At 73.6% G+C, this 25,190-nt stretch carries 23 protein-coding genes and 3 tRNA genes; 13 read left to right on the top strand and 13 right to left on the bottom strand.

The genetic code is table 11. The features are described from left to right. Positions 1-62: 62 nt before the first annotated feature. A complete protein-coding gene (locus ABD358_RS19395; RefSeq protein WP_344632348.1) occupies positions 63-512 on the bottom strand; it encodes a MarR family winged helix-turn-helix transcriptional regulator in 450 nt (149 codons plus the stop codon). Beyond that, positions 509-1,162, bottom strand: coding sequence for a DJ-1/PfpI family protein (locus tag ABD358_RS19400; RefSeq protein WP_344632349.1), 654 nt, complete (start codon positions 1,160-1,162; stop codon positions 509-511). Before ABD358_RS19400 ends, ABD358_RS19395 begins: the two co-directional genes overlap by 4 nt. A 163-nt stretch (positions 1,163-1,325) precedes the next feature. Here ABD358_RS19400 and ABD358_RS19405 point away from each other — a divergent pair, with 163 nt between their 5' ends. Beyond that, a complete protein-coding gene (locus ABD358_RS19405; RefSeq protein ID WP_344632350.1) occupies positions 1,326-1,979 on the top strand; it encodes a GntR family transcriptional regulator in 654 nt (217 codons plus the stop codon). A gap of 111 nt (positions 1,980-2,090) precedes the next feature. Next, positions 2,091-2,741 carry a hypothetical protein gene (locus ABD358_RS19410; RefSeq protein ID WP_344632351.1) on the top strand — a complete coding sequence of 217 codons (651 nt, stop codon included), beginning with the start codon at positions 2,091-2,093 and terminating at the stop codon, positions 2,739-2,741. A 31-nt stretch (positions 2,742-2,772) separates the two neighbouring features. Here the strand turns inward: ABD358_RS19410 and ABD358_RS19415 are convergent, their stop codons facing one another. Beyond that, positions 2,773-3,519 carry an SLATT domain-containing protein gene (locus ABD358_RS19415; protein ID WP_425576372.1) on the bottom strand — a complete coding sequence of 249 codons (747 nt, stop codon included), beginning with the start codon at positions 3,517-3,519 and terminating at the stop codon, positions 2,773-2,775. Between the two features lie 269 nt (positions 3,520-3,788). Between ABD358_RS19415 and purD the strand changes: the two genes are divergently transcribed. The 4 genes from purD to ABD358_RS19435 all read left to right on the top strand — a co-directional run bounded on the left by purD (position 3,789) and on the right by ABD358_RS19435 (position 9,785). Further along, entirely contained in the window at positions 3,789-5,102 is a 1,314-nt protein-coding gene (gene purD, locus ABD358_RS19420; RefSeq protein WP_344632352.1) for a phosphoribosylamine--glycine ligase, read from the top strand. 206 nt (positions 5,103-5,308) lie between these two features. Continuing rightward, positions 5,309-6,952 carry a M48 family metalloprotease gene (locus ABD358_RS19425; RefSeq protein ID WP_425576373.1) on the top strand — a complete coding sequence of 548 codons (1,644 nt, stop codon included), beginning with the start codon at positions 5,309-5,311 and terminating at the stop codon, positions 6,950-6,952. Positions 6,953-7,233: 281 nt separating this feature from the next. Then, entirely contained in the window at positions 7,234-8,712 is a 1,479-nt protein-coding gene (locus tag ABD358_RS19430) for a N,N-dimethylformamidase beta subunit family domain-containing protein (protein WP_344632354.1), read from the top strand. A 161-nt stretch (positions 8,713-8,873) separates the two neighbouring features. Beyond that, on the top strand, positions 8,874-9,785 hold the full coding sequence (locus ABD358_RS19435; RefSeq protein WP_344632355.1) for a phosphoribosylaminoimidazolesuccinocarboxamide synthase: 912 nt from the start codon (positions 8,874-8,876) through the stop codon (positions 9,783-9,785). A gap of 117 nt (positions 9,786-9,902) precedes the next feature. Here ABD358_RS19435 and ABD358_RS19440 read toward each other — a convergent pair. The 8 genes from ABD358_RS19440 to ABD358_RS19475 form a co-directional block, all read right to left on the bottom strand. Continuing rightward, positions 9,903-9,975: transfer RNA gene (locus tag ABD358_RS19440), tRNA-Gly, on the bottom strand. A 55-nt stretch (positions 9,976-10,030) separates the two neighbouring features. Further along, positions 10,031-10,672 carry a response regulator gene (locus ABD358_RS19445; RefSeq protein WP_344632356.1) on the bottom strand — a complete coding sequence of 214 codons (642 nt, stop codon included), beginning with the start codon at positions 10,670-10,672 and terminating at the stop codon, positions 10,031-10,033. Further along, entirely contained in the window at positions 10,669-12,030 is a 1,362-nt protein-coding gene (locus ABD358_RS19450; RefSeq protein ID WP_344632357.1) for a sensor histidine kinase, read from the bottom strand. Before ABD358_RS19450 ends, ABD358_RS19445 begins: the two co-directional genes overlap by 4 nt. A 17-nt stretch (positions 12,031-12,047) precedes the next feature. Beyond that, positions 12,048-12,878, bottom strand: coding sequence for an ABC transporter permease (locus ABD358_RS19455; protein ID WP_425576374.1), 831 nt, complete (start codon positions 12,876-12,878; stop codon positions 12,048-12,050). After that, a complete protein-coding gene (locus ABD358_RS19460; protein ID WP_344632358.1) occupies positions 12,875-13,858 on the bottom strand; it encodes an ABC transporter ATP-binding protein in 984 nt (327 codons plus the stop codon). Before ABD358_RS19460 ends, ABD358_RS19455 begins: the two co-directional genes overlap by 4 nt. Before the next feature lie 142 nt (positions 13,859-14,000). Continuing rightward, positions 14,001-14,073 (bottom strand) — tRNA-Gly (locus ABD358_RS19465). Positions 14,074-14,145: 72 nt separating this feature from the next. Then, a tRNA-Gly gene (locus tag ABD358_RS19470) sits at positions 14,146-14,220 on the bottom strand. A gap of 100 nt (positions 14,221-14,320) precedes the next feature. Further along, the gene (locus ABD358_RS19475; RefSeq protein ID WP_344632359.1) at positions 14,321-14,638 is read right to left on the bottom strand and encodes a histone-like nucleoid-structuring protein Lsr2; all 318 of its coding nucleotides are present in this window, start codon (positions 14,636-14,638) and stop codon (positions 14,321-14,323) included. 344 nt (positions 14,639-14,982) lie between these two features. Here ABD358_RS19475 and purS point away from each other — a divergent pair, with 344 nt between their 5' ends. The 7 genes from purS to purM all read left to right on the top strand — a co-directional run bounded on the left by purS (position 14,983) and on the right by purM (position 23,252). Then, positions 14,983-15,249, top strand: coding sequence for a phosphoribosylformylglycinamidine synthase subunit PurS (gene purS / locus ABD358_RS19480; protein ID WP_344632360.1), 267 nt, complete (start codon positions 14,983-14,985; stop codon positions 15,247-15,249). Continuing rightward, the gene (gene purQ, locus ABD358_RS19485) at positions 15,246-15,926 is read left to right on the top strand and encodes a phosphoribosylformylglycinamidine synthase subunit PurQ (RefSeq protein ID WP_344632361.1); all 681 of its coding nucleotides are present in this window, start codon (positions 15,246-15,248) and stop codon (positions 15,924-15,926) included. The genes purS and purQ overlap by 4 nt, the downstream gene beginning before the upstream one ends. Further along, positions 15,923-18,184 carry a phosphoribosylformylglycinamidine synthase subunit PurL gene (gene purL / locus ABD358_RS19490; RefSeq protein ID WP_344632362.1) on the top strand — a complete coding sequence of 754 codons (2,262 nt, stop codon included), beginning with the start codon at positions 15,923-15,925 and terminating at the stop codon, positions 18,182-18,184. The genes purQ and purL overlap by 4 nt, the downstream gene beginning before the upstream one ends. Before the next feature lie 113 nt (positions 18,185-18,297). Continuing rightward, positions 18,298-19,569: a hypothetical protein gene (locus ABD358_RS19495; RefSeq protein WP_344632363.1), complete on the top strand. Its 1,272-nt coding sequence runs from the start codon at positions 18,298-18,300 to the stop codon at positions 19,567-19,569. A 66-nt stretch (positions 19,570-19,635) separates the two neighbouring features. After that, complete coding sequence (locus ABD358_RS19500) at positions 19,636-20,439, top strand: maleylpyruvate isomerase family mycothiol-dependent enzyme (RefSeq protein ID WP_344632364.1); 804 nt, start codon at positions 19,636-19,638, stop codon at positions 20,437-20,439. A gap of 72 nt (positions 20,440-20,511) precedes the next feature. Then, entirely contained in the window at positions 20,512-22,071 is a 1,560-nt protein-coding gene (gene purF, locus ABD358_RS19505; protein ID WP_344632365.1) for an amidophosphoribosyltransferase, read from the top strand. A 95-nt stretch (positions 22,072-22,166) separates the two neighbouring features. Further along, a complete protein-coding gene (gene purM / locus ABD358_RS19510; RefSeq protein ID WP_344632366.1) occupies positions 22,167-23,252 on the top strand; it encodes a phosphoribosylformylglycinamidine cyclo-ligase in 1,086 nt (361 codons plus the stop codon). 104 nt (positions 23,253-23,356) lie between these two features. On the opposite strand, the gene ABD358_RS19515 is transcribed toward purM, so the two are convergent. Beyond that, positions 23,357-23,635 carry a DUF3073 domain-containing protein gene (locus tag ABD358_RS19515; RefSeq protein WP_344632367.1) on the bottom strand — a complete coding sequence of 93 codons (279 nt, stop codon included), beginning with the start codon at positions 23,633-23,635 and terminating at the stop codon, positions 23,357-23,359. A 347-nt stretch (positions 23,636-23,982) separates the two neighbouring features. Continuing rightward, a complete protein-coding gene (locus ABD358_RS19520) occupies positions 23,983-25,116 on the bottom strand; it encodes a Leu/Phe/Val dehydrogenase (RefSeq protein WP_344632368.1) in 1,134 nt (377 codons plus the stop codon). Positions 25,117-25,190 lie beyond the last annotated feature (74 nt).

The following is a 25,190-nucleotide window of genomic DNA, read 5'->3' on the forward strand; positions in this document are numbered from 1 at the left end:
CGCGTGGAGGACGTCCGCGGCCCGCGGCGCCCCGGCCCGCGTCCGGCCCCCGCGGCCCGCGTTCACGCGGCCGGCGGTTCCACCGCGTCCAGGGCCTTCGACAGCCGCTCCAGCGCGTCGTGCACCGCGGCGAAGTCCTCCTCGCCGCCCAGCGCCTCGCTCAGCCGGGCGGCGAACTCCGCGTGGCCCGGAGCGATCCGTCCGACCGCGGCGCGCCCCTCCTCGGTGGGGGCGAGCAGTTTGGCCCGGCGGTGCGCGGGGTTGGGCTCGTACACCGCGAGGCCGCGCTCGACCAGCAGGTCGGCCACCCGCTGCACGCTCTGCCGGGTGACGCCCATGGCGCGGGCTATCCCGGCCACCGGCAGCGGCTCGCGCAGCACCGAGCCGAGCACCTGCCACCAGGCGGCGGTCAGCCCGGCGGGCCGGGCCAGCCGTTCGGCGGCGGCCAGGAACCGGCCGTTGAGCCGGAAGACGGCCAGCGCCGTGTCCGACAGCAGTTCCGGAGCGCTCACGCCGCTCCGCCTCCGGGGTGCGCCCCGTGGGCCCCGGCCACCTGGTCCCCGGCGCTCTCGTCATGGGCCGCCAGCACCGGGTACGCGGTGGCGTCGGAGTGCCGGAACAGCCGGAACCAGGCGTCGCGCACCTCGGGCGGGTGGACGTCCAGGCGGGTGAGGATCTCGCGGGCGAACGCGACCGGTTCGGTGGGGCCGGCGGTGATCAGGTCGCCGTCGGTCACGGCGTCGGCCTCGCGGTAGTGCTCGCCGCCCCGGTAGCCGGTCGCGGCGAGCACCTCGGCCGCCGCGCCCGTGTGGGGCCGGTCGTCGAGCAGGCCCTCCCTGGCCAGTCCCGTCACCGCCCCGCAGATCGCCGCGACGGGCACTCCCGCGCCGAGGAAGCGGCGGGCCGCGGCGGCGAAGGGCGGGAGGACCTTCTCCCAGGCGTCCGCCCCCGGCAGGATCAGCAGCGCGCTGTCCTCGGGGCGGAGGTCGGCGACGGACAGGGTGGGCGTCACCCGCATCCCGCCCATGGAGATCACCGGTTCGCCGCTCTCGCCGACGTACACGGTCTGGTAGCCGGCGCCGGTCAGGGCGGTGGTCGCGTAGGGGATCTCCCAGTCGGCGAACGTGTCGTAGACGGCGATGTGCACGGTCTTGCGTTCCACGGTTCCTCCTCGGGGCGGTGGCCCGGTCGGCTATGACAAAATCCTGTCATGTGGACAGAATGCTGTCAATAGTTGGGGGCTAGTCTTGGCTCCCTGAGAGATTGGGGGTGCGGATGGACGACGGCGCCGGCACCCGGCCGTCCGGGACCGTGAGGAGCCGCCCGTGATACAGCGCAGCACGCTGCGGGCGCAGATCGCGGACGCGCTGCGCGACGAGGTGCTCGCCGGACGGCTTCCGGCGGGGAAGGGCTTCACCGTCAAGGAGATCGCCGAGCAGTACGGGGTCTCCGCGACGCCCGTCCGCGAGGCGCTCGTCGACCTGTCCGCGCAGGGCCTGCTGGACGTGGAGCAGCACCGCGGCTTCCGCGTCCACGTGTTCACCCGCGACGACTACCGCGCCATGGTGGAGGCGCGCGCCCTGGTCACCGAAGGCGTCTTCCGGCGGCCCGCCTCCCTGACGCCGCCCGAGCCCGGGGACGAACGGCTCGCCTCCGTGCGCCGCCGGGCCGAATCCGCCGAGCGGGCCGTGCTCGCGGGCGACCTGGACGTGCTCATCGGCTACGACCTGCGCTTCTGGCGGGAGCTGGGCGACCTGGTGGGCAACCCCTACGTCTCCGAGTTCCTCGACCGGCTGCGGGTGCAGTGCTGGGTCTTCGCCGTGCCGTACCTGCGCGAACAGCCCGGCCTGCGCGGCTCGCTGTGGGCGGACTACGGCGAGCTGGTCGACGCGGTGGAGCGCCGGGACGCCGCCGCGGCCGAGCGCATCGTCGCCGCGTACGACGAGCACTCCCTCCTGCTCGTCGAAAAGCTCGGCTGAACCGCACTACCCTGTTCCGACCGCTGTTCCGACCGCTGTCCCGGCCGGTGCGCCGGCCACCGAGCCGCCGCCGCGCCGACCGCCCCGCCGACCGCCGCATGGGAGCGATCCTTGGCCTGTGACCTCTGGCTGGTGCCACTCGTCGACGTGCTCTGCCACAGCCCCGAAAACCCCTTCGCCGAAGAACTCGCGGCGTACGACAAGGCACTGATCGCCGCCGGCCTGCCGCCCGTCCCCGTCTACGACTACATGCCCGGGCTCTCGGGCGAGGTGGCCCCCGTCGCGGGCTTCGACTACGAGGCGCTGCACTTCCTGCGCCGCGCCCACCTGCTCCAGCTCTGCGGCCTGGAAGTCACCCCGGCCGACGAACTCGGCGGCGAGTACGAGCGGTTGCTGGAGATGTTCGCCCCCACCGCCCAGCAGTCGCACCTGGTCTGGCACTACGACCACGCGGGCGCGTACATCCCGGTGGACTTCGCCCACCCGCTCTCCGACGACGAACTCCTCGCCGGGGGAGGCCCGTTGGGGTCCAGCCACGGACTGCTGCGCGAACTGGAGGCGGTGGCCCCCCACCTGGGCATCGACCCCCGCAACCCGCCGCCCGCCCCGGCGCCGCCGGGCCGCCCCACGGAACTGGAGGAGCCCGCGGCCCCGGTCGCGTACGACGGCGGTCCCTTCGCGCGGGAGCGCCACGTCTGGCTGGGCCTGCACGCCGCGGCCACCCGGAGCCTGGCGCAGGGCTCCATGATCCTCTTCGGCTGACGGTCCCCGGCGGACGCGGCTCCGGAGGGGCTCAGCGCGGCCCCTCCGGGGGCCGCTGCCGCGGCATGCTCGGCCGCACGCCCGGCGGGAGCGGGAAGCGGGCCGGCTGGGGGGCGGCGCTCCCGGCGCGCGCCCCCCAGGCGGACGCGGTCAGCGACTGGGTGTTCAGCGGCGCCGGACCGGACCGGAACTCCACCATCCAGGAGGCGGTCTCGCCCCGCAGCAGCTCCGTCACGTCCTCCGTGAACCGCCGCAGCACCCCCAGGCACCGCTCGGCCGCCTCGCTCGCCGTGCCCTCCGTGGGCCCCAGCACCTCCCGCACGCACTCCGACGCCCAGTCGTACTGGAGGACCTCCAGCCGCCGCTGCACGGCCTGCGCGGTGGCGATGTCCCGCATCCAGCCGGAGGTCAGCCCGAACCAGCGGTCGCACCCCGCGCACACGACGGCCCCCAGCAGGGCCACGAAGGACCAGAGGGCCGCCCCCGGCACCGCGCCGGTCAGCTCCAGCAGCGGCAGGGCGGCCCCGGCGGCCGTCCCCAGGGCCGTCCCGGCCCGCAGGATCCGGGCGCCCCGGCGCTTGCGCACCCGGTCCGCCAGATACCACTCCGCGATCTCCAGCGCCCCCTCCTCGGCCCACCGGTACAGCTCGTCCAGCCGCTCGGCGGGCTCGCCCCAGTCCCCCAGGGGGAAAGGCCGCCCGAGCAGGTCCCTCCGCAGATAACTCCGACCGCCCCGCCCCATATCGCCTGCCTCGGGCCGCATATCCGGCTGACTCACCCGCCCACTCCCATACAAAGCCCTCGATCGGCGGACCGTTCACGGACCGCTCGATGCCCCTTCCTACCGCCAGAAGTGGGAGGCGCCGAGGCCTTCGCGGTATTTCCGCCCGTACGTGGTTCCCGACCGGGTATACGAGCGCACCCCGCTCCCCCGAACGGGTGAGTGCCCCCGCCCGTGCTCCGCCCATGCCCCGCCCATGCCCCCCGTCCGGGCCCCCGCGGCGGGGACCGGGAGAGGGCGGCCGGCGGACGGATAGGGTGCAGGGCGTGAAGGTCCTCGTCATCGGCAGCGGCGCCCGCGAACACGCCCTGTGCCGCTCTCTGTCCCTCGACCCCGACGTCACCTCGCTGCACTGCGCACCCGGCAACGCCGGCATCGCGGAGGTGGCGGTCCCGCACGCCGTGGACCCGCTCGACGGGGAGGCCGTCGCCGGCCTGGCCGCCGAACTGCGGGCCGACCTCGTCGTCGTGGGGCCCGAGGCCCCGCTCGTCGCCGGGGTGGCCGACGCCGTGCGCGAGCGCGGCATCGCCGTCTTCGGCCCGTCGGCCGAGGCCGCCCGGCTGGAGGGCTCCAAGGCGTTCGCCAAGGAGATCATGGCCGCCGCCGGGGTGCCCACGGCCCGGTCGTACGTGTGCACCACCCCCGAGGAGGTCGAGGAGGCCCTCGACGCCTTCGGCCCGCCGTACGTCGTCAAGGACGACGGCCTGGCCGCGGGCAAGGGCGTCGTCGTCACCTCCGACCTCGGCGCCGCCCGCGCGCACGCCCTGTCCTGCGGCATCGCGGAGGGGAACGGCAGGGTGGTGATCGAGGAGTTCCTCGACGGCCCCGAGGTCTCCCTCTTCGCCGTGACCGACGGCGAGTGCGTCGTGCCGCTGCGCCCCGCCCAGGACTTCAAGCGCGCCCACGACGGCGACGAGGGCCCCAACACCGGCGGCATGGGCGCCTACTCGCCGCTGCCCTGGGCCGACCCCGGACTGGCCGACGAGGTGCTGGCCACCGTCCTGCAGCCCACCGTGGACGAGATGCGCCGCCGCGGCACCCCCTTCTCCGGCCTGCTCTACGCCGGGCTCGCGCTCACCTCGCGCGGGGTGCGCGTGGTCGAGTTCAACGCCCGCTTCGGCGACCCGGAGACCCAGGTGGTCCTGGCCCGGCTGAAGACCCCGCTGTCGGGCCTGCTGTACGCGGCCGCCACCGGGCGGCTGGCCGAGTTCCCGCCGCTGCGCTGGAGCGACGACGCGGCCGTCACGGTCGTGGTCGCCTCCGAGGGCTACCCCGCCGCGCCCCGTACGGGCGACCCGATCGAGGGCCTGGAGGAGGTCGCGGAGAAGGACGCCCCCACCGCCTACGTCCTCCACGCCGGCACGCGGCGCGACGAGGAGGGACGGGTGCTCAGCGCGGGGGGCCGGGTGCTGTCCGTCACGGCCACCGGCGCCGACCTGGCCGAGGCGCGCGAGCGGGCCTACCAGGCGGTGTCCCGCATCCGGCTGGCCGGCTCGCACCACCGGAGCGACATCGCCGCCCGGGCGGCGGAGGTGACCGGAGGGGCCGGGGAGGCCGGCGGGACGGGCGAGGACGCGTAACCGGGCACCCCCGGCGTGCGCGTCCGCGCACCCGGCTTTGCCCAAAGCCATTCCATCGGGTGACCGCCCTCTTATCCGACTGACGCCCGCGCGGGGTCCTACTAGGGTTCCCGCGGAGGGCTCCGGCAAGTGGCCCACCGCACATTGCGATGTCGACTTCCGGTGCCACAGTGGGGGAGTGACAGGCGCGGGGGATCGGCAAGGGGGTGAGCGGACCCGTGGCACTACCGGAGACGGGCACACGTTCGGCGCGCGACCACGCGCTGGCGGTCCTGCGGGTGCGCGGCGTCGCGCTGGGCGCCGCGCTGCTGCCCGCGGCGGCGGCCGTCGTGCTGCTCGCGGGAGGGATCACCGGACGGCTCGGTGACGGCTGGGACGCGGTCCGCTGGGCGGCCGTCGCGGTCGCCGTGCCGGTGCTCGCCGCGGCGGCGGGGGTGGCGGCCGTGATCGCGCGGGCGCGCCCGGCGGTCAGCCCCACGGTGCAGGTCGAGGAGAGCGCCGCCCCCGACCTGTACCGCCTCATACGCGACCTCGCCGACCGGCTGGACGTCCCCCCGCCCTCGGCGATAGCCCTGACGCCCGACTGCGACAGCTGGCTGGAGGACCGGGCGCACGGCGCCCGGCGGGGCCTCCCGCGCCTTCCGGGGCTCCTCCGCCCCGGCGGGGCGCGCCGCGGCGATGCCCCGGTGCTCGTGATCGGCTCCCCGTTCCTGTGGTGGATGCGCGTCGCCGAGCTGCGGGCCCTGCTCGCCCCGGTCGTCGCCGGGACGGGTCCCTCCGCGCATCCGGACATCGCCGCGGCGCGGCGCTTCGTCCGGGGCCTGGACGCCGCCGCCGCGGTCGCCGCGGCGGCCGGCGGCCCGCTTCCGCGGCGGCTCGCGTACGACTTCGTCGGCTGGGTGGCGCGGCTGCTGCTGCGGGTGGGGGCCTCGCACGCCGCGGAGATGGAGCGGATGGTCGCCGCGGCCGCCGCCGCGCGGGCCCAGCGGGTGGACTACGGTCTGCGGGTCGTCGCCCAGGAACAGGTGGGCCTGGCGTACGCCGGCTGGGACCGGCTGCTGACCCGGGTGGCACTGCCCGCCTGGCGCACCGGGCGCTGGCCCGAGCGGCTGGACGCCGGCGTGGTCGCCGCGCTCACCGAACTCTCCCGGCGCGACCGGCTGGCCGAGGGCTTCGCCACGCGGCTGGGCGAGCGTCCCGCCTGCGACCTGCTGGAGGAGCCCGGCGCCGTGGACCGCGCGGTCTCGCTGCTGGCCGCGCGCCTCTTCCACGACGGCCCGGCCGAGCCCGGTCCCGACTGGGCTCCGGTGGACTGGCCGCAGTACCCCGACGAGGTCGTGGACCGCATCTGGCGCACCGAGGCCGCCCGTCTCTTCGCGGTGCTGCGGGCCACCGAGAACCCGACGCTGGCCGAGCTGATCGACCGGCTGGTGGGGGAGGCCGCGGCGGCCGGCGGCGGCACCGAGGAGCTCGCCGCCCGGATCGGCGCGGTGGTGGCGAGGGAGGCCGCGGCCCGGGAGGGGGCCGTCCGGGCCGGGACGGCGTCCGGGGACGCGGGCGAGGTCGTGCCGCTTCCCTCCGGCGGGTTCCCCCTGCAACCGCCGCGCAGCGGACGCGACCTGCTGGCCGAGCACATCACGGCCGCCGTGTGCTGCGCGGCCGTGGACACCGCCGGAGCGGCCCCCGGCCTCGACTGGCTGGACGGCCCCGCCCTGCTCGTGGACGGCGAGCGCCGCGCCGACCTGGCCAGGCCCGTCCTCGCCCTCGCCGAGGAGGCGGACCCCCAGCCGCTGCGCGACTGGCTGGCGGCCGTGGGCGTACGGCACGACAAGCCCATACGCCTGGTCTGACGGTCTGACCGCTCCGGAGGGCCCCGCGCGGCTCCGGCGGCCCGCCGCCCCCGTACGGTCTCCGCGTCTCCGCGTCTCCGGAGTTTCCGGGTGTCGGCGAACTTTCCGGGCATATCCCCGCCTCCGCGCCTCTCCTTCCGGCCGTTTTCCGGCCCTTCCCCGCCGACCGGGTCGCGGAGCCCGGTCTTTTGACGACAAAGGGTGACCGGACGTTCTCTTTATGTGATGTGCTGGTGTCCGGCAACACCGGCCGGAGCGCGGACACCAGGGAGGGGAGACGAGTGGGCACGGAGCAGGTCCGGCGCTGGGAGTCGGGGGCGCTCGCACATGCGGTCACCGATCCGTTCGGACAGGGCCCCCTGCCCTGGCTGCGGTGCACCGAGCACTACTTCGACGACACCGGGCACGTCGTCCCCTGGTACCTGGACCACAGCAGCCTGGACGGGACCGAGGGCCCGGCCCGCACGGGCGGCGGCCCGCGCGCCGCCGACGACGTGCGCTGCCAGATCAAGGGCTTCACCTCGGAGAGCGCGGTCTCCCCCGGCCAGTCCATCGACTTCCGGATCACGGTCGACCCGCCCCAGCCCTTCGGCGTGGACGTCTACCGCATCGGCCACTACGGCGGCGAGGGCGCCACCAAGATCACCACCAGTCCCCGGCTGTCCGGCATCGTCCAGCCGCCGCCGCTGACCGCCGACCGCACCGTCTCCTGCCACCACTGGTGGCTCTCCTGGCGGCTCCAGGTCCCGGAGTACTGGAGCACCGGCGCCCATGTCGCCGTGCTGACCACCGCGGACGGCCACCGCTCCCACATCCCCTTCACCGTCCGTGACGAGCGGCCCGGCGACCTGCTGCTGATCCTCCCGGACGTCACCTGGCAGGCGTACAACCTCTTCCCCGAGGACGGCCGCACCGGCGCCAGCCTGTACCACGCCTGGGACGAGCGGGGCCGGCTGCTGGGCGAGGAGGACGCGGCCGTCACGGTCTCCTTCGACCGGCCGTACGCGGGCGCGGGCCTGCCCCTCCACGTGGGCCACGCCTACGACTTCATCCGCTGGGCCGAGCGCTACGGCTACGACCTGGCCTACGCCGACACCCGCGACCTCCACGCGGGCCGCGTCGATCCCTCCCGCTACCGCGGGCTGGTCTTCCCTGGCCACGACGAGTACTGGTCGGTGCCGATGCGCCGGGCGGTGGAGAAGGCCCGCGACGGCGGCACCTCGCTGGTCTTCCTCTCCGCCAACACCATGTACTGGCAGGTGGAGCTGAGCCCCTCGCCCTCCGGCGTCCCCGACCGGCTGATGAGCTGCCGCAAGAGGCGCGGTCCCGGCCGCTCCCTGCGCTGGCGCGACCAGGGCGACCCCGAGCAGCAGGTGCTGGGCATCCAGTACGCGGGCCAGGTGCCCCGGCCGCACCCGATGGTCGTGCGGAACGCCGACCACTGGCTGTGGGAGGCCACCGGGGCGGCGGAGGGCGACGAACTGCCCGGCCTGGTGGCGGGCGAGGCCGACCGCTACTTCCCGCGCACCGCTCTCCCCCTGTACAGCGAGCGCGTGCTGCTCGCCCACTCGCCCTACGAGGACGCCGCCGGGGCCCGCCGCCACCAGGAGACGTCCCTGTACCGGGCCCCCAGCGGCGCCCTGGTCTTCGCCTCCGGCACCTTCGCCTGGTCCCCGGCCCTGGACCGCCCCGGCCATGTGGACGCCCGCGTCCAGCGGGCCACGGCCAACCTCCTGGACCGCATCTGCAAGCACGACTGAGGTCCGGCCCGGTCCGCTCCGGGCCGCCGTCCGGCTCTTCTCCCCTCCGGGGGACGACCGTTCGCGTGCCCGGCCCGCCACCCGTCCGTCCGACCCCGTCCGGTGCGGACCGCCGGCGTGCGGGAGAATCGGAAGTCCTGGACCGAGCCACAGGAGGAGCCGTGACCGGATTCGTCGACAAGCCCGAGCCCGTGCAGGTGCCGGGCCTGGTACACGTGCACACGGGCAAGGTGCGGGACCTGTACCGGAACGAGGCCGGGGACCTGGTGATGGTCGCCAGCGACCGGGTGTCCGCCTACGACTGGGTGCTGCCCACCGAGATCCCCGACAAGGGCCGCATCCTCACCCAGCTCTCCCTGTGGTGGTTCGACCAGCTCGCCGATCTGGTGCCGGGCCATGTCGTCTCCACCGAGCTGCCCCCCGGCGCCCCGGCCGACTGGGAGGGGCGCACGGTGGTCTGCCGCTCCCTGCGCATGGTCCCGGTGGAGTGCGTGGCCCGCGGCTACCTGACCGGCTCGGGGCTGGCCGAGTACCGGGAGTCCCGGACGGTCTGCGGGCTGGCCCTCCCCGAGGGCCTGGTGGACGGCTCGGAGCTGCCCGCCCCGATCTTCACCCCGGCGACCAAGGCCGAGGTCGGCGAGCACGACGAGAACGTCCCCTACGAGGAGGTGGCCCGCCGGGTCGGCGCCGACACCGCCGCGGAGCTGCGCCAGCTGACCCTGGCCGTCTACTCCCGGGGCCGTGACATCGCCCGCGAGCGGGGGATCATCCTGGCCGACACCAAGTTCGAGTTCGGGTGGGGGCCCGAGGACGGCGGGGAGCGGCTGTTCCTGGCCGACGAGGTGCTCACCCCCGACTCGTCGCGCTTCTGGCCCGCCGACGAGTGGGAGCCGGGCCGCTCCCAGCCCTCGTTCGACAAGCAGATCGTCCGCGACTGGCTGACCTCCCCGGCCGCCGGCTGGGACCACCGCGGCGAGCAGCCGCCGCCCGAGCTGCCCGCCGAGGTGGTGGAGCGGACCCGCGCCCGCTACGTCGAGGCGTACGAGATGCTGACCGGCACCCGCTGGAGCTGACCCGCGTCCGGCCGGAGGCCGGACGGCCGGGCGGAACCCGTTCCGTCCGGCCGGGGAGCCGGCCGGTGGGAACACGGAGAAGGCCCCGGTCCTTCAGGACCGGGGCCTCGACTGCAGAGCGGACGACGAGGCTCGAACTCGCGACCTCAACCTTGGCAAGGTTGCGCTCTACCAACTGAGCTACGTCCGCATGCGCCGTGCGCGGACCCACCCTTCCGGGTGCGTTCCGTGCGGTGCGCTGACCACTATATCCAACCCCGCTCGCGGGCGATGCGCACGGCCGCGTGACGGTTCTCCGCCGACAGTTTCGCGGCGGCCGACGAGAGGTAGTTGCGGACCGTCCCCGGGGCCAGCGAGGCCCGTTCCGCGATCTCCGCTATCGGCGCCCCGTCCGCCGCCAGCTCCAGCAGCTCGGCCTCGCGGGCGGTCAGGGGGGAGTCCCCGGAGCTGATCGCGTCGGCCGCCAGCTCCGGGTCCACGTACCGGCTTCCGGCGTGCACCGTGCGGATGATCTCGGCCAGCCGCTGTGCCGAGACCGTCTTGGGCACGAAGCCGCGCACCCCCGCCGCCAGCGCCCGCTTCAGATGGCCCGGACGGCCGTGCCCGGTGACGATCATGGTGCGGCAGCCGGGGAGTTCGGCCCGCAGCGCCGTGGCGACCGCCACGCCGTCCTTCCCCGGCATCTGGAGGTCCAGCACCGCCACGTCGGGCCGGTGCGCCCGGGCCATCGCCAGCGCCTCCGGGCCGGACGCCGCCTCCGCGACCACCAGCAGGTCGTCCTCCAGCGCCAGGAGCGCGGCCAGCGCGCCCCGGATCAGGTGCTCGTCGTCGGCCAGCAGCACCCGCACGGGGTGGGGCCCGCCGGTGTCCAGGGCGCCGTCCGTCACCGCTCGTCCTCCCTCGCAGTGTTCTCCATGGCGTTCCCCGGGGCGTTTCCCGGGGTGTTCTCCCGGGCGTTCCCCCGGTTGTCGCCGCGGGCCTTCCCCCGGGCCTCCCCGGCCGGCTCGCCGCCGCCCTCCGGACGCCCCGGCACCCGGGCCGTCAGCCGGAAGGTTCCGTCGCCGCGCCGCTCGTCGGCCAGTGTCCCGCCGAGTTCGGCCAGGCGCTCGCGGAGCCCGGCGAGTCCCGAACCGCCCTCCGCGCCGGCCCGGGGCGGCGGCACCCCGTCGTTCTCCATGACCAGTTCGGCCGCGCCGTCCCCCGGGCCGGTCCGCAGCCGGATCGCGCACCACCGGGCGTCGGCGTGCCGCAGCACGTTGGTGGTGCCCTCGCGGACCACCCACCCCAGGGCCGACTGCAGCCGCTCGGGCAGCTCCCCGCTGCCGCTGTCCTCGATCCGGCAGTCGATCCCGGCGGCCCGCAACACCCCCCGGGCCCCGACCAGTTCGGTGTGGAGGTCGGCCTCCCGGTAACCGCGCACGACCTCCCGCATCTCCCGCTGGGACTCCCGCGCGATGCGCTGCACCTCGGTCATCTGGTCCACGGCCGAGGGCGATCCCCGCTGGGCGAGCTGGACGGCCAGCTCGCTCTTGAGGGCGATCACCGACAGGTTGCGGCCCAGCACGTCGTGGAGGTCCCGGCCGAACCGCAGCCGCTCCTCGGCGACCGCCAGCCGGGCCTGGGTCTCCCGGGCGGCCTCCAGTTCGCTGACGACCCGCATCGTCCAGCCGGAGCACCGGTAGGAGAAGCCGAAGAAGACGGCGCCGAGGACGGAGGCGCCCACGTGGTAGCCGAGGTTCTGGCCGGGCAGATCCAGCACCGCCACGGACAGTCCCGAGAGCGCGACGGCCGACGCGGTCAGGGCGCCGGCGAGCCGGACGGGCAGGACCAGCAGCAGCGGTCCCGGCAGGAACATCAGCAGCCAGGTGCTGGCGGCCACCGCCCCCAGGTCCGTCCACCCGGCGCCGATCGCGGTGTGGAGGAAGGCGACCCCGGCGGCCGTGACCGCCGCGTACGCGGCGATCAGCCTGTCGGGCCGCCCGGCCGTGCCCAGGTAGTACCGCAGCCCGGCCCGGGTCAGCAGCAGGTGGCAGGCGGGGTGGGCGACGAACAGGGCGAGCAGCGGGACGAGGACCCAGACGGCCATGCCACCGCGCTGGGCCGCGCACCAGAACGCCAGCAGCCCGGCTTCGCAGACGGCGAAGCTGTAGAGCGTGTACCGGGTGTACTGGTGGAAGCGGACCGGTCCGCTGGACCGCCGTATCCGCTCCACCCAGCCCAGCGCGCCCCCCTCGGCCACCGTCACGTCCCGCTCCTCACACCTCAGCGACGCGGTTCCCAGCGGAACCACCGGCGTACAGCAAACACCGACGCCACCGACCAGGCCACCGCGACCCCTGCCGCCCGCAGCACCTCGCCCGGCTCCCCGCCGCCGAACCAGCCGTACCGCGCCAGGTCGACCACCGGGGTCATGGGCAGCAGCCGCATCACGTCGGCCACCCGGTCCGGCGCGATCTCCAGCGGGACGAACACCCCGGAGCCGAGGAAGACCACCATCACCATCGGCAGCGCGGTGATCTGGGAGCTCTCCGCGGTCCTGGTGAAGACGGCCGTCACGGCCGCCGCCAGGACCATCAGGACGACGCCCAGCAGCACGCCCAGGACGAGCAGGACGGGCCGCCGGGGCGGGTCCGCGTCCAGCAGGAGCGAGCCCGCCGCGACCAGCACCGCGCACTGCAGCACCGCCAGGACGACCACCGGCAGCGAGGTGCCGGCCAGGATCTCCCAGTCGCGCACCTCACCGGTCCGCAGCCGCTTGAGCACCAGCTCCTCGCGGCGGGAGACGTAGGCGGGGATGAGGTTGGTGTAGACGACGAAGACCAGCACCATGGCGATGCCGCCCGTCATCACCACGCCGGTGGCGCTCAGACCGGTGCCCTCCAGCGACACCTGCCGGATCGTCGAGCGGGTGAAGAGCACCATCAGGAGCGGCATCAGCAGGGCGGTGAACATCGCGGTGCGGTTGCGGACGAGCAGGGTCAGCTCGGCCCGGCCCAGCGCCCGCATCCGCCGCAGGGCGGCGGCGGCCTCGCCGGGCCGCGGCTTCTCGGTGGATGCGGTGGGTGCTGTGGGTGCGGTGTCCGTCGCGCTCATCGTGCTCCCGCCTTCGCCGGCCGTGCGGTGTGGATGGTGTCCGTGGTCCCCGCGGGTTCCCCGGGGTCCCCGTGGGCGATCTCCAGGAAGGCCTCCTCCAGGGACGCCGAGCGGGCGTCGAGCCCCTCCAGTCCGACGTCCTCCCGCCGGGCCCACAGCAGGAGTTCGGTCAGCGCCTCCTGCAGCCGCCCGGTGCGGATCTCCACCCGCCGCCCGTCGGCCGCGGCCTTCAGCGACAGCGGGAGCCGCGCCGGCGGCACGCCCTCGGGGAGGGTGAAGCGGATCCGGGACGGGCGTGTGGCGGTGACCTCGGCGGGGGTGCCGGAGACGACGATCCGTCCCGCCCGCATGATCGCGAGCCGGTCGGCCAGTTCCTCGGCCTCCTCCAGGTAGTGCGTGGTCAGCACCACGGTCGTGCCCGCCGCGCGCAGTTCGCGCACCAGCCGCCAGGTGTCCCGCCGCCCCTCGGCGTCCAGCCCGGTCGTCGGCTCGTCCAGGAAGAGCACCTCGGGCCGGCCGATCAGGGCCATCGCCAGGTCCAGACGCCGCCTCTCGCCGCCGGAGAGCTGCTTGACCCGGACGTTCGCGCGCGGGCCCAGGCCCACCGTCTCCAGCACCTCCGCCACCGGACGCGCCCCGGTGGTGCACCCGGCCCACATCCTGGCGGTCTCGGCGACGGTCAGGTCGGACGGGAAGCCGCCCTCCTGGAGCATCACCCCGATCCGGGACCGCACCCGGGCGCGCTCCCGGTACGGGTCGTGCCCGAGCACGCGGACCCGGCCGCCGCTGGGCTCGGCCAGCCCCTCCAGCAGTTCGACGGTGGAGGTCTTGCCCGCTCCGTTCGTCCCGAGCAGTGCGAACAGCTCGCCGCGGGCAACGGAGAACGAGATCCCCCGCACGGCCTCGAAGCCGTCCCCCTTCGCCGGGCCGTAGCGCCGGCGCAGCCCGCTCACCTCGATGACGTGTCTTCCGGTGTCCATGTCCCCAGCGTTCCGCGGGATTCGGGGGCGGGGCAGTGCGGGCTGTCACGGGCGTGTGTGACAAATGTCAGAGGGACGGCCGGTGTGAGTACGAACACACGACTGAGGCCCCGGTCCTGAAGGACCGGGGCCTCAACCACCGAGCGGACGACGAGGCTCGAACTCGCGACCTCAACCTTGGCAAGGTTGCGCTCTACCAACTGAGCTACGTCCGCATGCAACCTCTCGGCTCTCACCAATCGGCGCGTCTCTCACTCTACCCGATCCCGGGGGACCGGTGGAGCGATTGGAGCGGGTGACAGGAATCGCACACTGCGCCTCCCTCTTGGAAAGAGGGCGCTCTACTACTGAGCTACACCCGCGTGACCGCTGGTTTCGGCTGTTTCCGGCCGCTCCCCGCGGTGTGCTCCAGACTCTAGCCGATCACCCGGGGTGGATGGCAAATCGGGGGCAACGGGCCGCTCAGTGGGCCTCGTTGAAGGCCTCGTAGACCTTCTTGGGGATCCGGCCGCGCGGCGGCAGCTCGAAGCCGTGGGACCGGGCCCAGGCGCGCACCGCCGCCGGGTCCGGGGCGAGGGAGGTGTGCCGGAACGTCCCGCCGTCCCTGGCCTGCCGGCGGCCGGCCCGTACGTACGGGGCGAGGCTCATGCGCAGTTTCTTCGCGTTCTCCTGGCTGAGATCGATCTCATACACCTTGCCGTCGAGGCCGAAGGAGACCGTTTCCGACGCTTCCCCGCCATCGATGTCGTCGGAGAGTGTGACCACCACACGCTGTGCCACGGATATCGGTCCTTTCGGGAGCAACGCCGTTGAGAACACCGGTGAATCGCCGCTTGACGTGCGGTGATGCCGGTGACCAAAGCGGCCGGGGGCAATACCCCTTCCGTTGTACGTCCTTTGTACAGCGGGGAGCATTGCCAGGTGAAGCGGGTGAATTCACACCCGCGTGTCACGTCGTGAAACGGACCTTACTTTTCCCTCGCCCTTTCCCGCAGTACTTCTCGGTGATTTTTGGGACGCCGATACCCGACCGTGACCGGAGTGTCCTTATCTACGCGAGTAGAATTTTTCGCCCGGTACGCTGAAGCGGCAGCCTCCAGCACCAACACCCACCGGGAGTACCTGTGGCTCGCGTCGTAGTCGACGTCATGCTCAAGCCGGAGATCCTCGACCCCCAGGGCCAGGCGGTTCAGCGGGCTCTGCCCCGGCTGGGCTACCAGGGGATCACCGACGTCCGCCAGGGCAAGCGCTTCGAGCTCGAGGTGGAGGGGCCCGTCGACGACGACGCCCTCGCCCGCATCCGCCAGCTCGCCGAGACGTTCCTCGCCAACACCGTGATCGAGGACTTCACCGTCCGCGTCGAGGAGCGCGAAGAGGTGACCACCGCATGACGACCCGCATCGGAGTCGTCACCTTCCCCGGCTCCCTGGACGACGCCGACGCCCGGCGCGCGATCCGCCTCGCGGGCGGCGAGCCGGTCGCCCTGTGGCACCGCGACAAGGACCTCCACCAGGTGGACGCCGTGGTCCTCCCCGGCGGCTTCTCCTACGGCGACTACCTGCGCTGCGGCGCCATCGCCCGGTTCTCCCCCGTGATGGAGACGATCATCGACCAGGCCCGGGCCGGCCTGCCGGTGCTCGGGATCTGCAACGGCTTCCAGGTGCTGTGCGAGTCGCACCTGCTGCCCGGCGCCCTCACCCGCAACGACCACCTCCACTTCGTCTGCCGCGACCAGAGGCTGCGTGTGGAGAACACGGACACCGCCTGGACGTCCGACTACGCCGAGGGCCAGGAGATCACCGTCCCGCTCAAGAACGGCGAGGGCGGCTACGTCGCCGACGAGCGCACCCTCGACGAGCTGGAGGCGACCGGCCGGGTCGTCTTCCGCTACCTGGACGTCAACCCCAACGGCTCCCGCCGCGACATCGCGGGCATCTGCAACGAGGCCGGCAACGTCGTCGGGCTCATGCCGCACCCCGAGCACGCCGTCGAGGCCCTCACCGGCCCGACCACCGACGGGCTCGGGTTCTTCACCTCGGTTCTGAAGAAGCTGGTCGCCACCTCATGACTCTCGACACCGTCAAGCACGCGAGCGACACCCCGGACGTCGAGCAGCCCTGGGCCGAGCTCGGCCTCAAGCGGGACGAGTACGACCGCATCCGCGAGATCCTCGGCCGCCGCCCGACCGGCGCCGAACTGGCCATGTACTCCGTGATGTGGTCCGAGCACTGCTCCTACAAGTCCAGCAAGGTCCACCTGAAGCAGTTCGGCGAGAAGGCCCCCGAGTCCGACGCCCTGCTGGTGGGCATCGGCGAGAACGCCGGCGTCGTGGACGTCGGCCAGGGCTACGCCGTCACCTTCAAGGTCGAGTCGCACAACCACCCGTCCTACATCGAGCCCTACCAGGGCGCGGCCACCGGCGTCGGCGGCATCGTCCGCGACATCCTCGCCATGGGCGCCCGCCCGGTCGCCGTGATGGACCCGCTGCGCTTCGGCGCGCCGGACCACCCCGACACCAAGCGCGTCCTGCCCGGCGTCGTCGCCGGCATCGGCGGCTACGGCAACTGCCTGGGCCTGCCCAACATCGGCGGCGAGGTCGTCTTCGACCCCTGCTACCAGGGCAACCCGCTGGTCAACGCCCTGTGCGTGGGGGTGATGCGGCACGAGGACATCCACCTGGCCAAGGCGTCCGGCACCGGCAACAAGGTCGTCCTCTACGGCGCCCGCACCGGCGGCGACGGCATCGGCGGCGTCTCCGTGCTCGCCTCGGAGACCTTCGACGAGACGGGCCCGGCCAAGCGCCCGGCCGTCCAGGTCGGCGACCCCTTCCAGGAGAAGCTCCTCATCGAGTGCACCCTGGAGGTCTTCAAGGAGGACCTGGTCGTCGGCATCCAGGACCTCGGCGGCGCCGGCCTGTCCTGCGCCACCTCCGAGCTGGCCAGCGCCGGCTCCGGCGGCATGCGCATCGACCTGGACACCGTGCCGCTGCGCGACTCCACGCTCTCGCCCGAGGAGATCCTCATGAGCGAGTCGCAGGAGCGCATGTGCGCCATCGTCGAGCCCGACAAGGTCGACCGCTTCCTCGCCATCTGCGAGAAGTGGGACGTCATCGCCACCGTCATCGGCGAGGTGACCGACGGCGACCGCCTGGAGATCTACTGGCACGGCGAGCAGATCGTGGACGTCCCGCCGCGCACGGTCGCCCACGAGGGCCCGGTCTACCACCGGCCCTACGCCCGCCCCGAGTGGCAGGACGCCCTCCAGGCCGACGACGCGAACAAGCTGCCCCGCCCGGCGTCCGGCGAGGAGCTGCGCGAGCAGGTCCTGAAGCTGGTCGGCTCCCCCAACCAGGCCTCCAAGGCGTGGATCACCGACCAGTACGACCGCTACGTGCTGGGCAACACCGTCCTCGCCCAGCCCGAGGACAGCGGCATGATCCGCATCGACGAGGAGACGGGCCTGGGCGTCGCCGTCGCCACCGACGGCAACGGCCGCTACGCCAAGCTCGACCCGTACACCGGCGCGCAGCTCGCGCTGGCCGAGTCGTACCGCAACGTCGCCACCACCGGCGCCAAGCCGCTGGCCGTCACCGACTGCCTGAACTTCGGCTCCCCGGAGGACCCGGCCGCCATGTGGCAGTTCGCCGAGGCGTGCCGCGGCCTGGCCGACGCCTGCCAGGCGCTGGGCACCCCGGTGACCGGCGGCAACGTCTCCCTGTACAACCAGACCGGCGACACCGCCATCCACCCGACCCCGGTGGTCGGCGTGCTCGGCGTGATCGACGACGTCACCCGCCGCACCCCGATGGCGTTCTCCGAGGAGGGCCAGCTCGTCTACCTCCTGGGCGACACCCGGGAGGAGCTGGGCGGCTCGGCCTGGTCCCAGGTGATCCACGACCACCTGGGCGGGATGCCGCCGAAGGTGGACCTGGAGCGGGAGAGGCTGCTCGCCGAGATCCTGATCTCCGCCTCCCGCGACGGCATGATCGACGCCGCGCACGACCTGAGCGACGGCGGGCTGATCCAGGCGCTGACCGAGTCGTGCCTCAAGGGCGGCAAGGGCGCCCGGCTGATCGTCCCCGACGGACTGGACGCGTTCGTGTTCCTGTTCTCCGAGTCGGCCGGCCGCGCGATCGTCTCGGTCCCGCGCAGCGAGGAACTGCGGTTCACCGACATGTGCGGGGTCCGGGGCCTGCCCGCCACCCGCATCGGCGTGGTGGACGGGGACGCGATCGAGGTCCAGGGGCAGTTCTCCATCCCGCTGGCGGAGCTGCGCGAGGCCCACGAGACCACGATCCCGGCGCTGCTGGCCGACGGGCTCGCCTGACGCGCACGCCCGCACTCCGTCCCGCGCCCCGCTCCCCTCCCGGAGCGGGGCGCGGTGCCGCGCGGGGGCGCTGGTAGGTTCGCCGCCGGACGCGTGGCACTGAGGAGGCGGAGATGGACCGCGAACGGCGGCGGACGGTCTTCAACCGGATCATGTGCGGCACGGCGGTCCTCGCCATCGGCCTGAGCGGCTGGACGCTGTGGGACCTGTGGGACCGGCGGCACACCGTGGACGAGGCGTGCGGCGGACTGGTCCCGGTGGGCGAGGTGCTGGCCCTGTCGGGGAGCGGGGGCGAGATCACTCCCGCCCGGAACGTCTCGGACGGCATCCGGCCGGACGAGGGCCCGCTGCCGCAGGACTGCGTCCTGCGCAGCGAGGAGGTCGCCGAGGGGCGCCGGGTGGGGCAGGGCATGTTCTTCTTCTCCGCGCGGGTCGCCACCGAGCCCACCGGACAGACGTCCGAACCGGTCGACGACAGCTTCGAGAACGCGCTCGACCCCGGCAACCCGTACGTCCGCGTTCCCCGCGTGCACCAGCCGATCGGCGGCGGCGTGCCCGGACACGTCACCGACATCGGCGTCTCCGTCCGGCTGCCCTGTCCCGGCGTCGAGCACCGGGGCGAGGAGATCACCGCGGTACGGGTCTCCGCCGAGCTGGACGCGGCCGTACGGCCGGAGTTCTCCGAGGACGGCCAGCTCCGCCGGGCCGACCGCGACCGGCTGGCGGACATCGCGGTCACGACCGCGAACAACCTCGCCGGCGAACTGGGCTGCCCCGACCGCCTTCCGGAGCCGCCGGACGGCATACCGGCGCTGAACACCGAACCCGTGGCCCCCGGCGAGGCGGAGGGCACCTGCGCCTGGTACGGCCGGGCGGGGCTGGACACCGGCCGGGCGAACGCCTCCGGCTGGCTGCCGGACCGGGTGCTGGAGGCCCGTGCCGACGACCGCGTGTGGGAGGAGCGCTGCCTGCTGAGCGTCAGCGGGGAGGCCCGTGGCCGGGCGTACGAGCGGTACGCGGACGATCCCGCCTACCGGGAGTTCCGCGAGGCCGCGGCCGGAGAGGGCCGCAGGAGCTGGTGGCTCAGCGCCGAGAGCTTCTTCGGGGACGCCGCCGAGCAGGTCGCCGTCGATCCCGCCGACGACGAGCGGGTGGCCGTACCCGGCCGGGGCGGGTACGACGACGGCGCGAACGCCTGGTGGGCCACCTCCGTGTGCGACGGGAGGCCCGCGGTCCACGTCCTCACCGCCGGCTACCCGTACTCCGAGGCCGTCGGCCGCCATCTGGAGCCGGTCTTCCGCGCCTACGTCGAGGACGTCGCGGAGCGGCGCGGCTGCACGGACATCGCCCTGCCCTCGAAGAGGGACTACCAGCGGGGGAGCTGATCCCCACGCGCCCCCGACCGGCGGGTAACCGCCTGTTCCGGACACGCGGCGTTCTACGCTGACGCCATGCCTCCGGTGAAGCGCAAGCCCAGGACGTACGACCCGGCCATGGTGCGGGCCGGGCTCATCGGACAGGTGGAGTCGGTACGCAACGCCGTGCACAGGCTCACGCCCGATCAGATGGCCCGCCCCTCCGGGCTGCCGGGCTGGGACGTGCACCATCTCGTGGTCCACATCGCCGGGCAGATCGAGGCGTTGCCACGGCTGCTCGCCGAGCCCCCGCCCCGCGCGGCCGCCCCGGAGACGGACCTCAGCACCTGGGCGGTGTCCACCGCCGGCGCCGCCCACGAGCTGGACGAGGCGACCCGCCGGCACGCCAAGGCGTACGCGAACGCCGCGGACGCGGTGGACGACGCCGTCGAGGAGCTGGAGCCGGTCCTGGAGGAGGCCGTGCGGACCGACGTGCTGCTGCCGCACGGCTTCGGCGCGATGCGGGCCCTGGACTTCACCGTGACCCGTCTCGTCGAGCTGGTGGTGCACGGCGACGACCTCACCCGCGCCACCGGCGTCCGCGTCCCGCCGGCCCGCCACGCGCTGGCGGCCACCGTGCGGCTGCTGGCCGACGCCCTGGCCGCCAAGGCGCCCGGGGGCTCGGTGGAGGTTCGGATTCCGCCCTTCGCGGTCGTCCAGTGCGTCGAGGGGCCCCGGCACACCCGCGGCACCCCGCCCAACGTGGTGGAGACCGATCCGCTCACCTGGATCCGCCTCGCCACCGGCCGCACGAGCTGGGAGCGGGAGCTGGATGCGGCGCATCTCACAGCGAGCGGCGAACGGGCCGACCTGCGCGCTCACCTTCCCGTACTGGGCTGATGCCGGAGGACGGCGGTCCCGCGGGCGCTCCCCGGTACTGACCACCGCGGGACCTGTCCTAGACTCAAAGACGTGCCACGTGGTGACGGACGACTCAACCACGACCTGCTCCCCGGTGAGAAGGGCCCCCAGGACGCCTGCGGCGTCTTCGGTGTCTGGGCTCCGGGGGAAGAGGTCGCCAAGCTCACCTATTTCGGGCTGTACGCGTTGCAGCACCGAGGACAGGAGTCCGCGGGCATCGCGGTGAGCAACGGCTCCCAGATCCTCGTCTTCAAGGACATGGGCCTGGTCTCCCAGGTCTTCGACGAAACCTCCCTCGGCTCCCTCCGGGGCCACATCGCGGTCGGTCACGCGCGCTACTCGACGACCGGTGCCTCGGTGTGGGAGAACGCCCAGCCGACCTTCCGCGCCACCGCGCAGGGCTCGATCGCGCTCGGCCACAACGGCAACCTGGTCAACACGGCCGAGCTGGCCGAGATGGTCGCCGCACTCCCCAGCACGGGCGGCCGGGCCACCCAGGTCGCCGCCACCAACGACACCGACCTGGTCACCGCCCTGCTGGCGGGCCAGGTGGACGACGACGGCAAGCCGCTCTCCGTCGAGCAGGCCGCCCCCCGGGTGCTGCCGAAGGTGAAGGGCGCGTTCAGCCTCGTCTTCATGGACGAGCACACCCTCTACGCCGCCCGCGACCCCCAGGGGATACGCCCGCTGGTGCTGGGCCGCCTGGAGCGGGGCTGGGTGGTGGCCTCCGAGACCGCGGCGCTCGACATCGTCGGGGCCTCCTTCATCCGGGAGATAGAGCCCGGCGAGCTGATCGCCGTCGACGAGGACGGACTCCGCACCCAGCGGTTCGCAGAAGCGAAGCCGAAGGGCTGCGTCTTCGAGTACGTCTACCTGGCGCGTCCCGACACCGACATCGCCGGCCGCAACGTCTACCTCTCCCGGGTGGAGATGGGCCGCCGTCTGGCCGCCGAGGCCCCGGCGGAGGCGGACCTGGTCATAGCGACCCCGGAGTCCGGCACCCCCGCCGCCATCGGCTACGCCGAGGCCAGCGGGATCCCGTACGGCAGCGGCCTGGTCAAGAACTCCTATGTGGGCCGGACGTTCATCCAGCCCTCGCAGACCATCCGCCAGCTCGGGATCCGCCTCAAGCTCAACCCGCTCAAGGAGGTCATCCGCGGCAAGCGCCTGGTGGTCGTCGACGACTCGATCGTCCGCGGCAACACCCAGCGCGCCCTGGTCCGGATGCTGCGCGAGGCGGGCGCGGCCGAGGTGCACGTGCGGATCAGCTCCCCGCCCATCAAGTGGCCGTGCTTCTTCGGCATCGACTTCGCCACCCGCGCCGAGCTGATCGCCAACGGGCTCTCGGTGGAGGAGATCGGCACCTCGCTGGGCGCGGACTCCCTGGCGTACATCTCCCTGGAGGGGATGGTCGAGGCCACCACCATCGCCAAGCCGAACCTGTGCCGGGCCTGCTTCGACGGGGAGTACCCGATGGAGCTGCCGGACCCGCACCTGCTCGGCAAGCACCTGCTGGAGTCCGACGCGGCCGCCGCGGCGAGCGCCGACCCCGACGGTGTGAAGACCCTGCTGGGAGGCGCGGGCGCGGCCGACGCGCTGCGCAGGCCCTGACCCCCGCGACCGACACCGATCCCGCGACCGACACCGCGACGCGTCACATGAGCCACGTGAGCCACGTGAGCCACCGTCCGTCACAGAGGAAGACCATGACCTCCACCAATCCCGCCGCGGCCGGCCAGGGCGCGAGCTACGCCGCCGCCGGAGTGGACATCGAGGCGGGCGACCGCGCCGTCGAGCTGATGAAGGAGTGGGTGAAGAAGGCCCGCAGGCCGGAGAGCATCGGCGCTCTCGGCGGCTTCGCCGGACTCTTCGACGCCTCCGCCCTCAAGCGCTACGAGCGGCCCCTGCTGGCCTCCGCCACCGACGGCGTGGGCACCAAGGTCGCCATCGCGCAGAAGATGGACGTCCACGACACGATCGGCCACGACCTGGTGGCGATGGTCGTCGACGACCTGGTGGTCTGCGGCGCCGAGCCGCTGTTCATGACGGACTACATCTGCGTGGGCAAGGTCGTGCCCGAGCGGGTCGCGGCGATCGTCAAGGGCATCGCCGAGGGGTGCGTGCTGGCCGGGTGCGCGCTGGTCGGCGGCGAGACGGCCGAGCACCCCGGGCTGCTGGGGCCCGACGAGTACGACGTGGCGGGCGCGGGCACGGGCGTCGTCGAGGCGGACGAGGTCCTGGGCGCGGACCGCATCCGTGCGGGGGACGCGATCGTCGCGATGGGGTCCTCCGGACTTCACTCCAACGGGTACTCGCTGGTGCGGAACGTGTTCTTCGAGCGGGCGGGCTGGACGCTGGACCGCCACGTCGAGGAGTTCGGCCGGACCCTGGGCGAGGAGCTGCTGGAGCCCACCAAGATCTACTCGCTGGACTGCCTGGCGCTGATCCGCGCCACCGAGGTGCACGCCTTCTCGCACGTCACCGGCGGCGGGCTCGCCAACAACCTGGCCCGGGTCGTCCCCGAGGGGCTCCACGCCACCGTGGACCGCTCCACCTGGGCGCCGGGCGCGGTCTTCGACACCGTCGGCGCCCTCGGCCGGGTCGAGCGGACGGAACTGGAGAAGACCCTCAACATGGGCGTCGGCATGGTCGCCGTCGTGCCGCAGGAGTCGGTCGGGACGACCCTGTCCCTCCTGGCGGAGCGGGGCGTGGACTCCTGGGTCGCCGGCGAGATCACCGAGCGCGGCGACCGCGCCGACGCGGTGACGCTCACGGGCGACTACGCGGCCTGACCAGTCGGCGGACCGGAAGGAGAGTGCACCAAAACCCGGTCCGGCGGTGACCGGACCGGGTGGTGGTGATCAATAGGAGACCGCTGTATCAGTGGACGACGGCGTCAGGCGCGGCGTCGGTGGTTCGACGGAGAGGAGGAGTGGCGTGCGTCGGGCGACTGGCCGTCGTCCTCGTCGTCCTCATCGTCGTCGTTGTACAGATCCGCGTACCGTGCGTACGGGTCGTCCAGCTCATCGTCCTCGAACCGTTCGCCGTTCGGCGGCTGACTCGACGTCGATGCGCCCAGCTCCTCAGCCAGGCGTGCAAGATCAGTCCCACCGCTGTTGTACTTCAGCTGGCGGGCGACCTTTGTCTGCTTGGCCTTGGCCCGGCCGCGCCCCATGGCTCGACCCCCTCAACGTCGGGGCTCAACGGCCCCAGAGTCTTGACACGCGTTCACGATGCGGATCGGACTCTCGATGCGATCGAGAGACCGTCCGTGGAGCTTCAACGGTACCTGCTTCCGTGGCCCTACGGTACGCCGCCCGCACGACACGGCAGGCGCCGCCCTGCCTGGTGACCATTTCTTTGCTGGTCAGTGACGATTTTACCTTCTGTCCGTCCGGTCACCCGCCCAGGGGTGGTGAGGGGTGTCCTCCCCCCACCACCCGTCACTCCGGGTGACGAACCGCGATACGCCGTGTGGCCGAAAGCGGTAGAACGCAGCCGGAGCCGGCCGGGGCGGACCGGTCAGGCGCGGCCGGCCCGCCGGGCGTCGGCCATCCGCTGCTCGGCGATGCGGTCCGCCGCCACTGCGGGCGGCACCCCGTCGGCCGTGGCCCGCTCGAAGATCGAGAGCGTGGTGTCGTAGATCTTCTCGGCCTTTGCCTTCGCGCGAGCGAAGTCGAAACCGTGGAGCTCATCCGCCACCTGGATCACGCCGCCGGAGTTCACCACGTAGTCCGGCGCGTAGAGGATGCCCCGGTCGGCGAGGTCCTTCTCGACCCCCGGGTGGGCGAGCTGGTTGTTGGCCGCGCCGCAGACCACCCGGGCGGTGAGGACCGGGACGGTCTCGTCGTTGAGCGCGCCGCCGAGCGCGCAGGGCGCGTACACGTCGAGCCCCTCGGTGCGGATCAGGGCGTCGGTGTCCGCGACCGCGGTCACCTCCGGGTGCGCGGCGCGGACGCGGTCCACCGCCTCCGGGCGCACGTCCGTGATCACGACCTCGGCGCCGTCCTCCAGGAGGTGCTCCACCAGGTGGTGGCCGACCTTGCCGACGCCGGCGACGCCGACCCTGCGGCCGCGCAGCGTGGGCTCGCCCCACAGGTGCTTCGCGCTGGCGCGCATGCCCTGGAAGACGCCGAAGGCGGTGAGCACCGAGGAGTCGCCCGCACCGCCGTTCTCGGGGGAGCGGCCGGTGACCCAGCGGCAGGTGCGCGAGACCACGTCCATGTCCTGCACGTAGGTGCCCACGTCGCACGCGGTGACGTAGCGGCCGCCGAGGGAGGCGACGAAGCGCCCGTAGGCCTCCAGCAGGGCCTCGCTCTTGAGCTGCTCGGGGTCGCCGATGATCACGGCCTTGCCGCCGCCGTGGTCCAGCCCGGCGAGGGCGTTCTTGTAGGACATGCCGCGGGCGAGGTTGAGCGCGTCCAGGACGGCGGCCTCCTCCGGGTCGTCCGCGGAGGCGTACGCGTGGAACCGGGTGCCGCCCAGGGCCGGGCCCAGGGCGGTGGAGTGGATGGCGATGACGGCCTTCAGGCCGGTCTCGCGGTCCTGGCACAGCACGACCTGCTCGTGGCCGCCCCGCTCCGAGTGGAACAGGGTGTGCAGGGCCTTGGTCTCGACCGGTCCGTCGGCGCTGACGGCGGGACGTACGTCAGTCACGGTGGTGACTCCTGTATGTCGCGGAAGGAATGCCCTCCCGGGTCTTCCCGCTTGTGGCGGGGACCACGGGGGCG

Origin of the sequence: Streptomyces glaucosporus (assembly GCF_039533345.1) — a bacterium.
Lineage (GTDB): Bacteria > Actinomycetota > Actinomycetes > Streptomycetales > Streptomycetaceae > Streptomyces > Streptomyces glaucosporus.

What these genes read in the sequence shown, in the direction of transcription:
- ABD358_RS19455 (WP_425576374.1), bottom strand. Translation starts at nt 12,878, where the DNA reads ATGAGCGCGACGGACACCGCACCCACAGCACCCACCGCATCCACCGAG.
- ABD358_RS19460 (WP_344632358.1), bottom strand. Translation starts at nt 13,858, where the DNA reads ATGGACACCGGAAGACACGTCATCGAGGTGAGCGGGCTGCGCCGGCGC.
- purQ (WP_344632361.1), top strand. Translation starts at nt 15,246, where the DNA reads ATGACGACCCGCATCGGAGTCGTCACCTTCCCCGGCTCCCTGGACGAC.
- purL (WP_344632362.1), top strand. Translation starts at nt 15,923, where the DNA reads ATGACTCTCGACACCGTCAAGCACGCGAGCGACACCCCGGACGTCGAG.
- ABD358_RS19495 (WP_344632363.1), top strand. Translation starts at nt 18,298, where the DNA reads ATGGACCGCGAACGGCGGCGGACGGTCTTCAACCGGATCATGTGCGGC.
- ABD358_RS19500 (WP_344632364.1), top strand. Translation starts at nt 19,636, where the DNA reads ATGCCTCCGGTGAAGCGCAAGCCCAGGACGTACGACCCGGCCATGGTG.
- purM (WP_344632366.1), top strand. Translation starts at nt 22,167, where the DNA reads ATGACCTCCACCAATCCCGCCGCGGCCGGCCAGGGCGCGAGCTACGCC.
- ABD358_RS19515 (WP_344632367.1), bottom strand. Translation starts at nt 23,635, where the DNA reads ATGGGGCGCGGCCGGGCCAAGGCCAAGCAGACAAAGGTCGCCCGCCAG.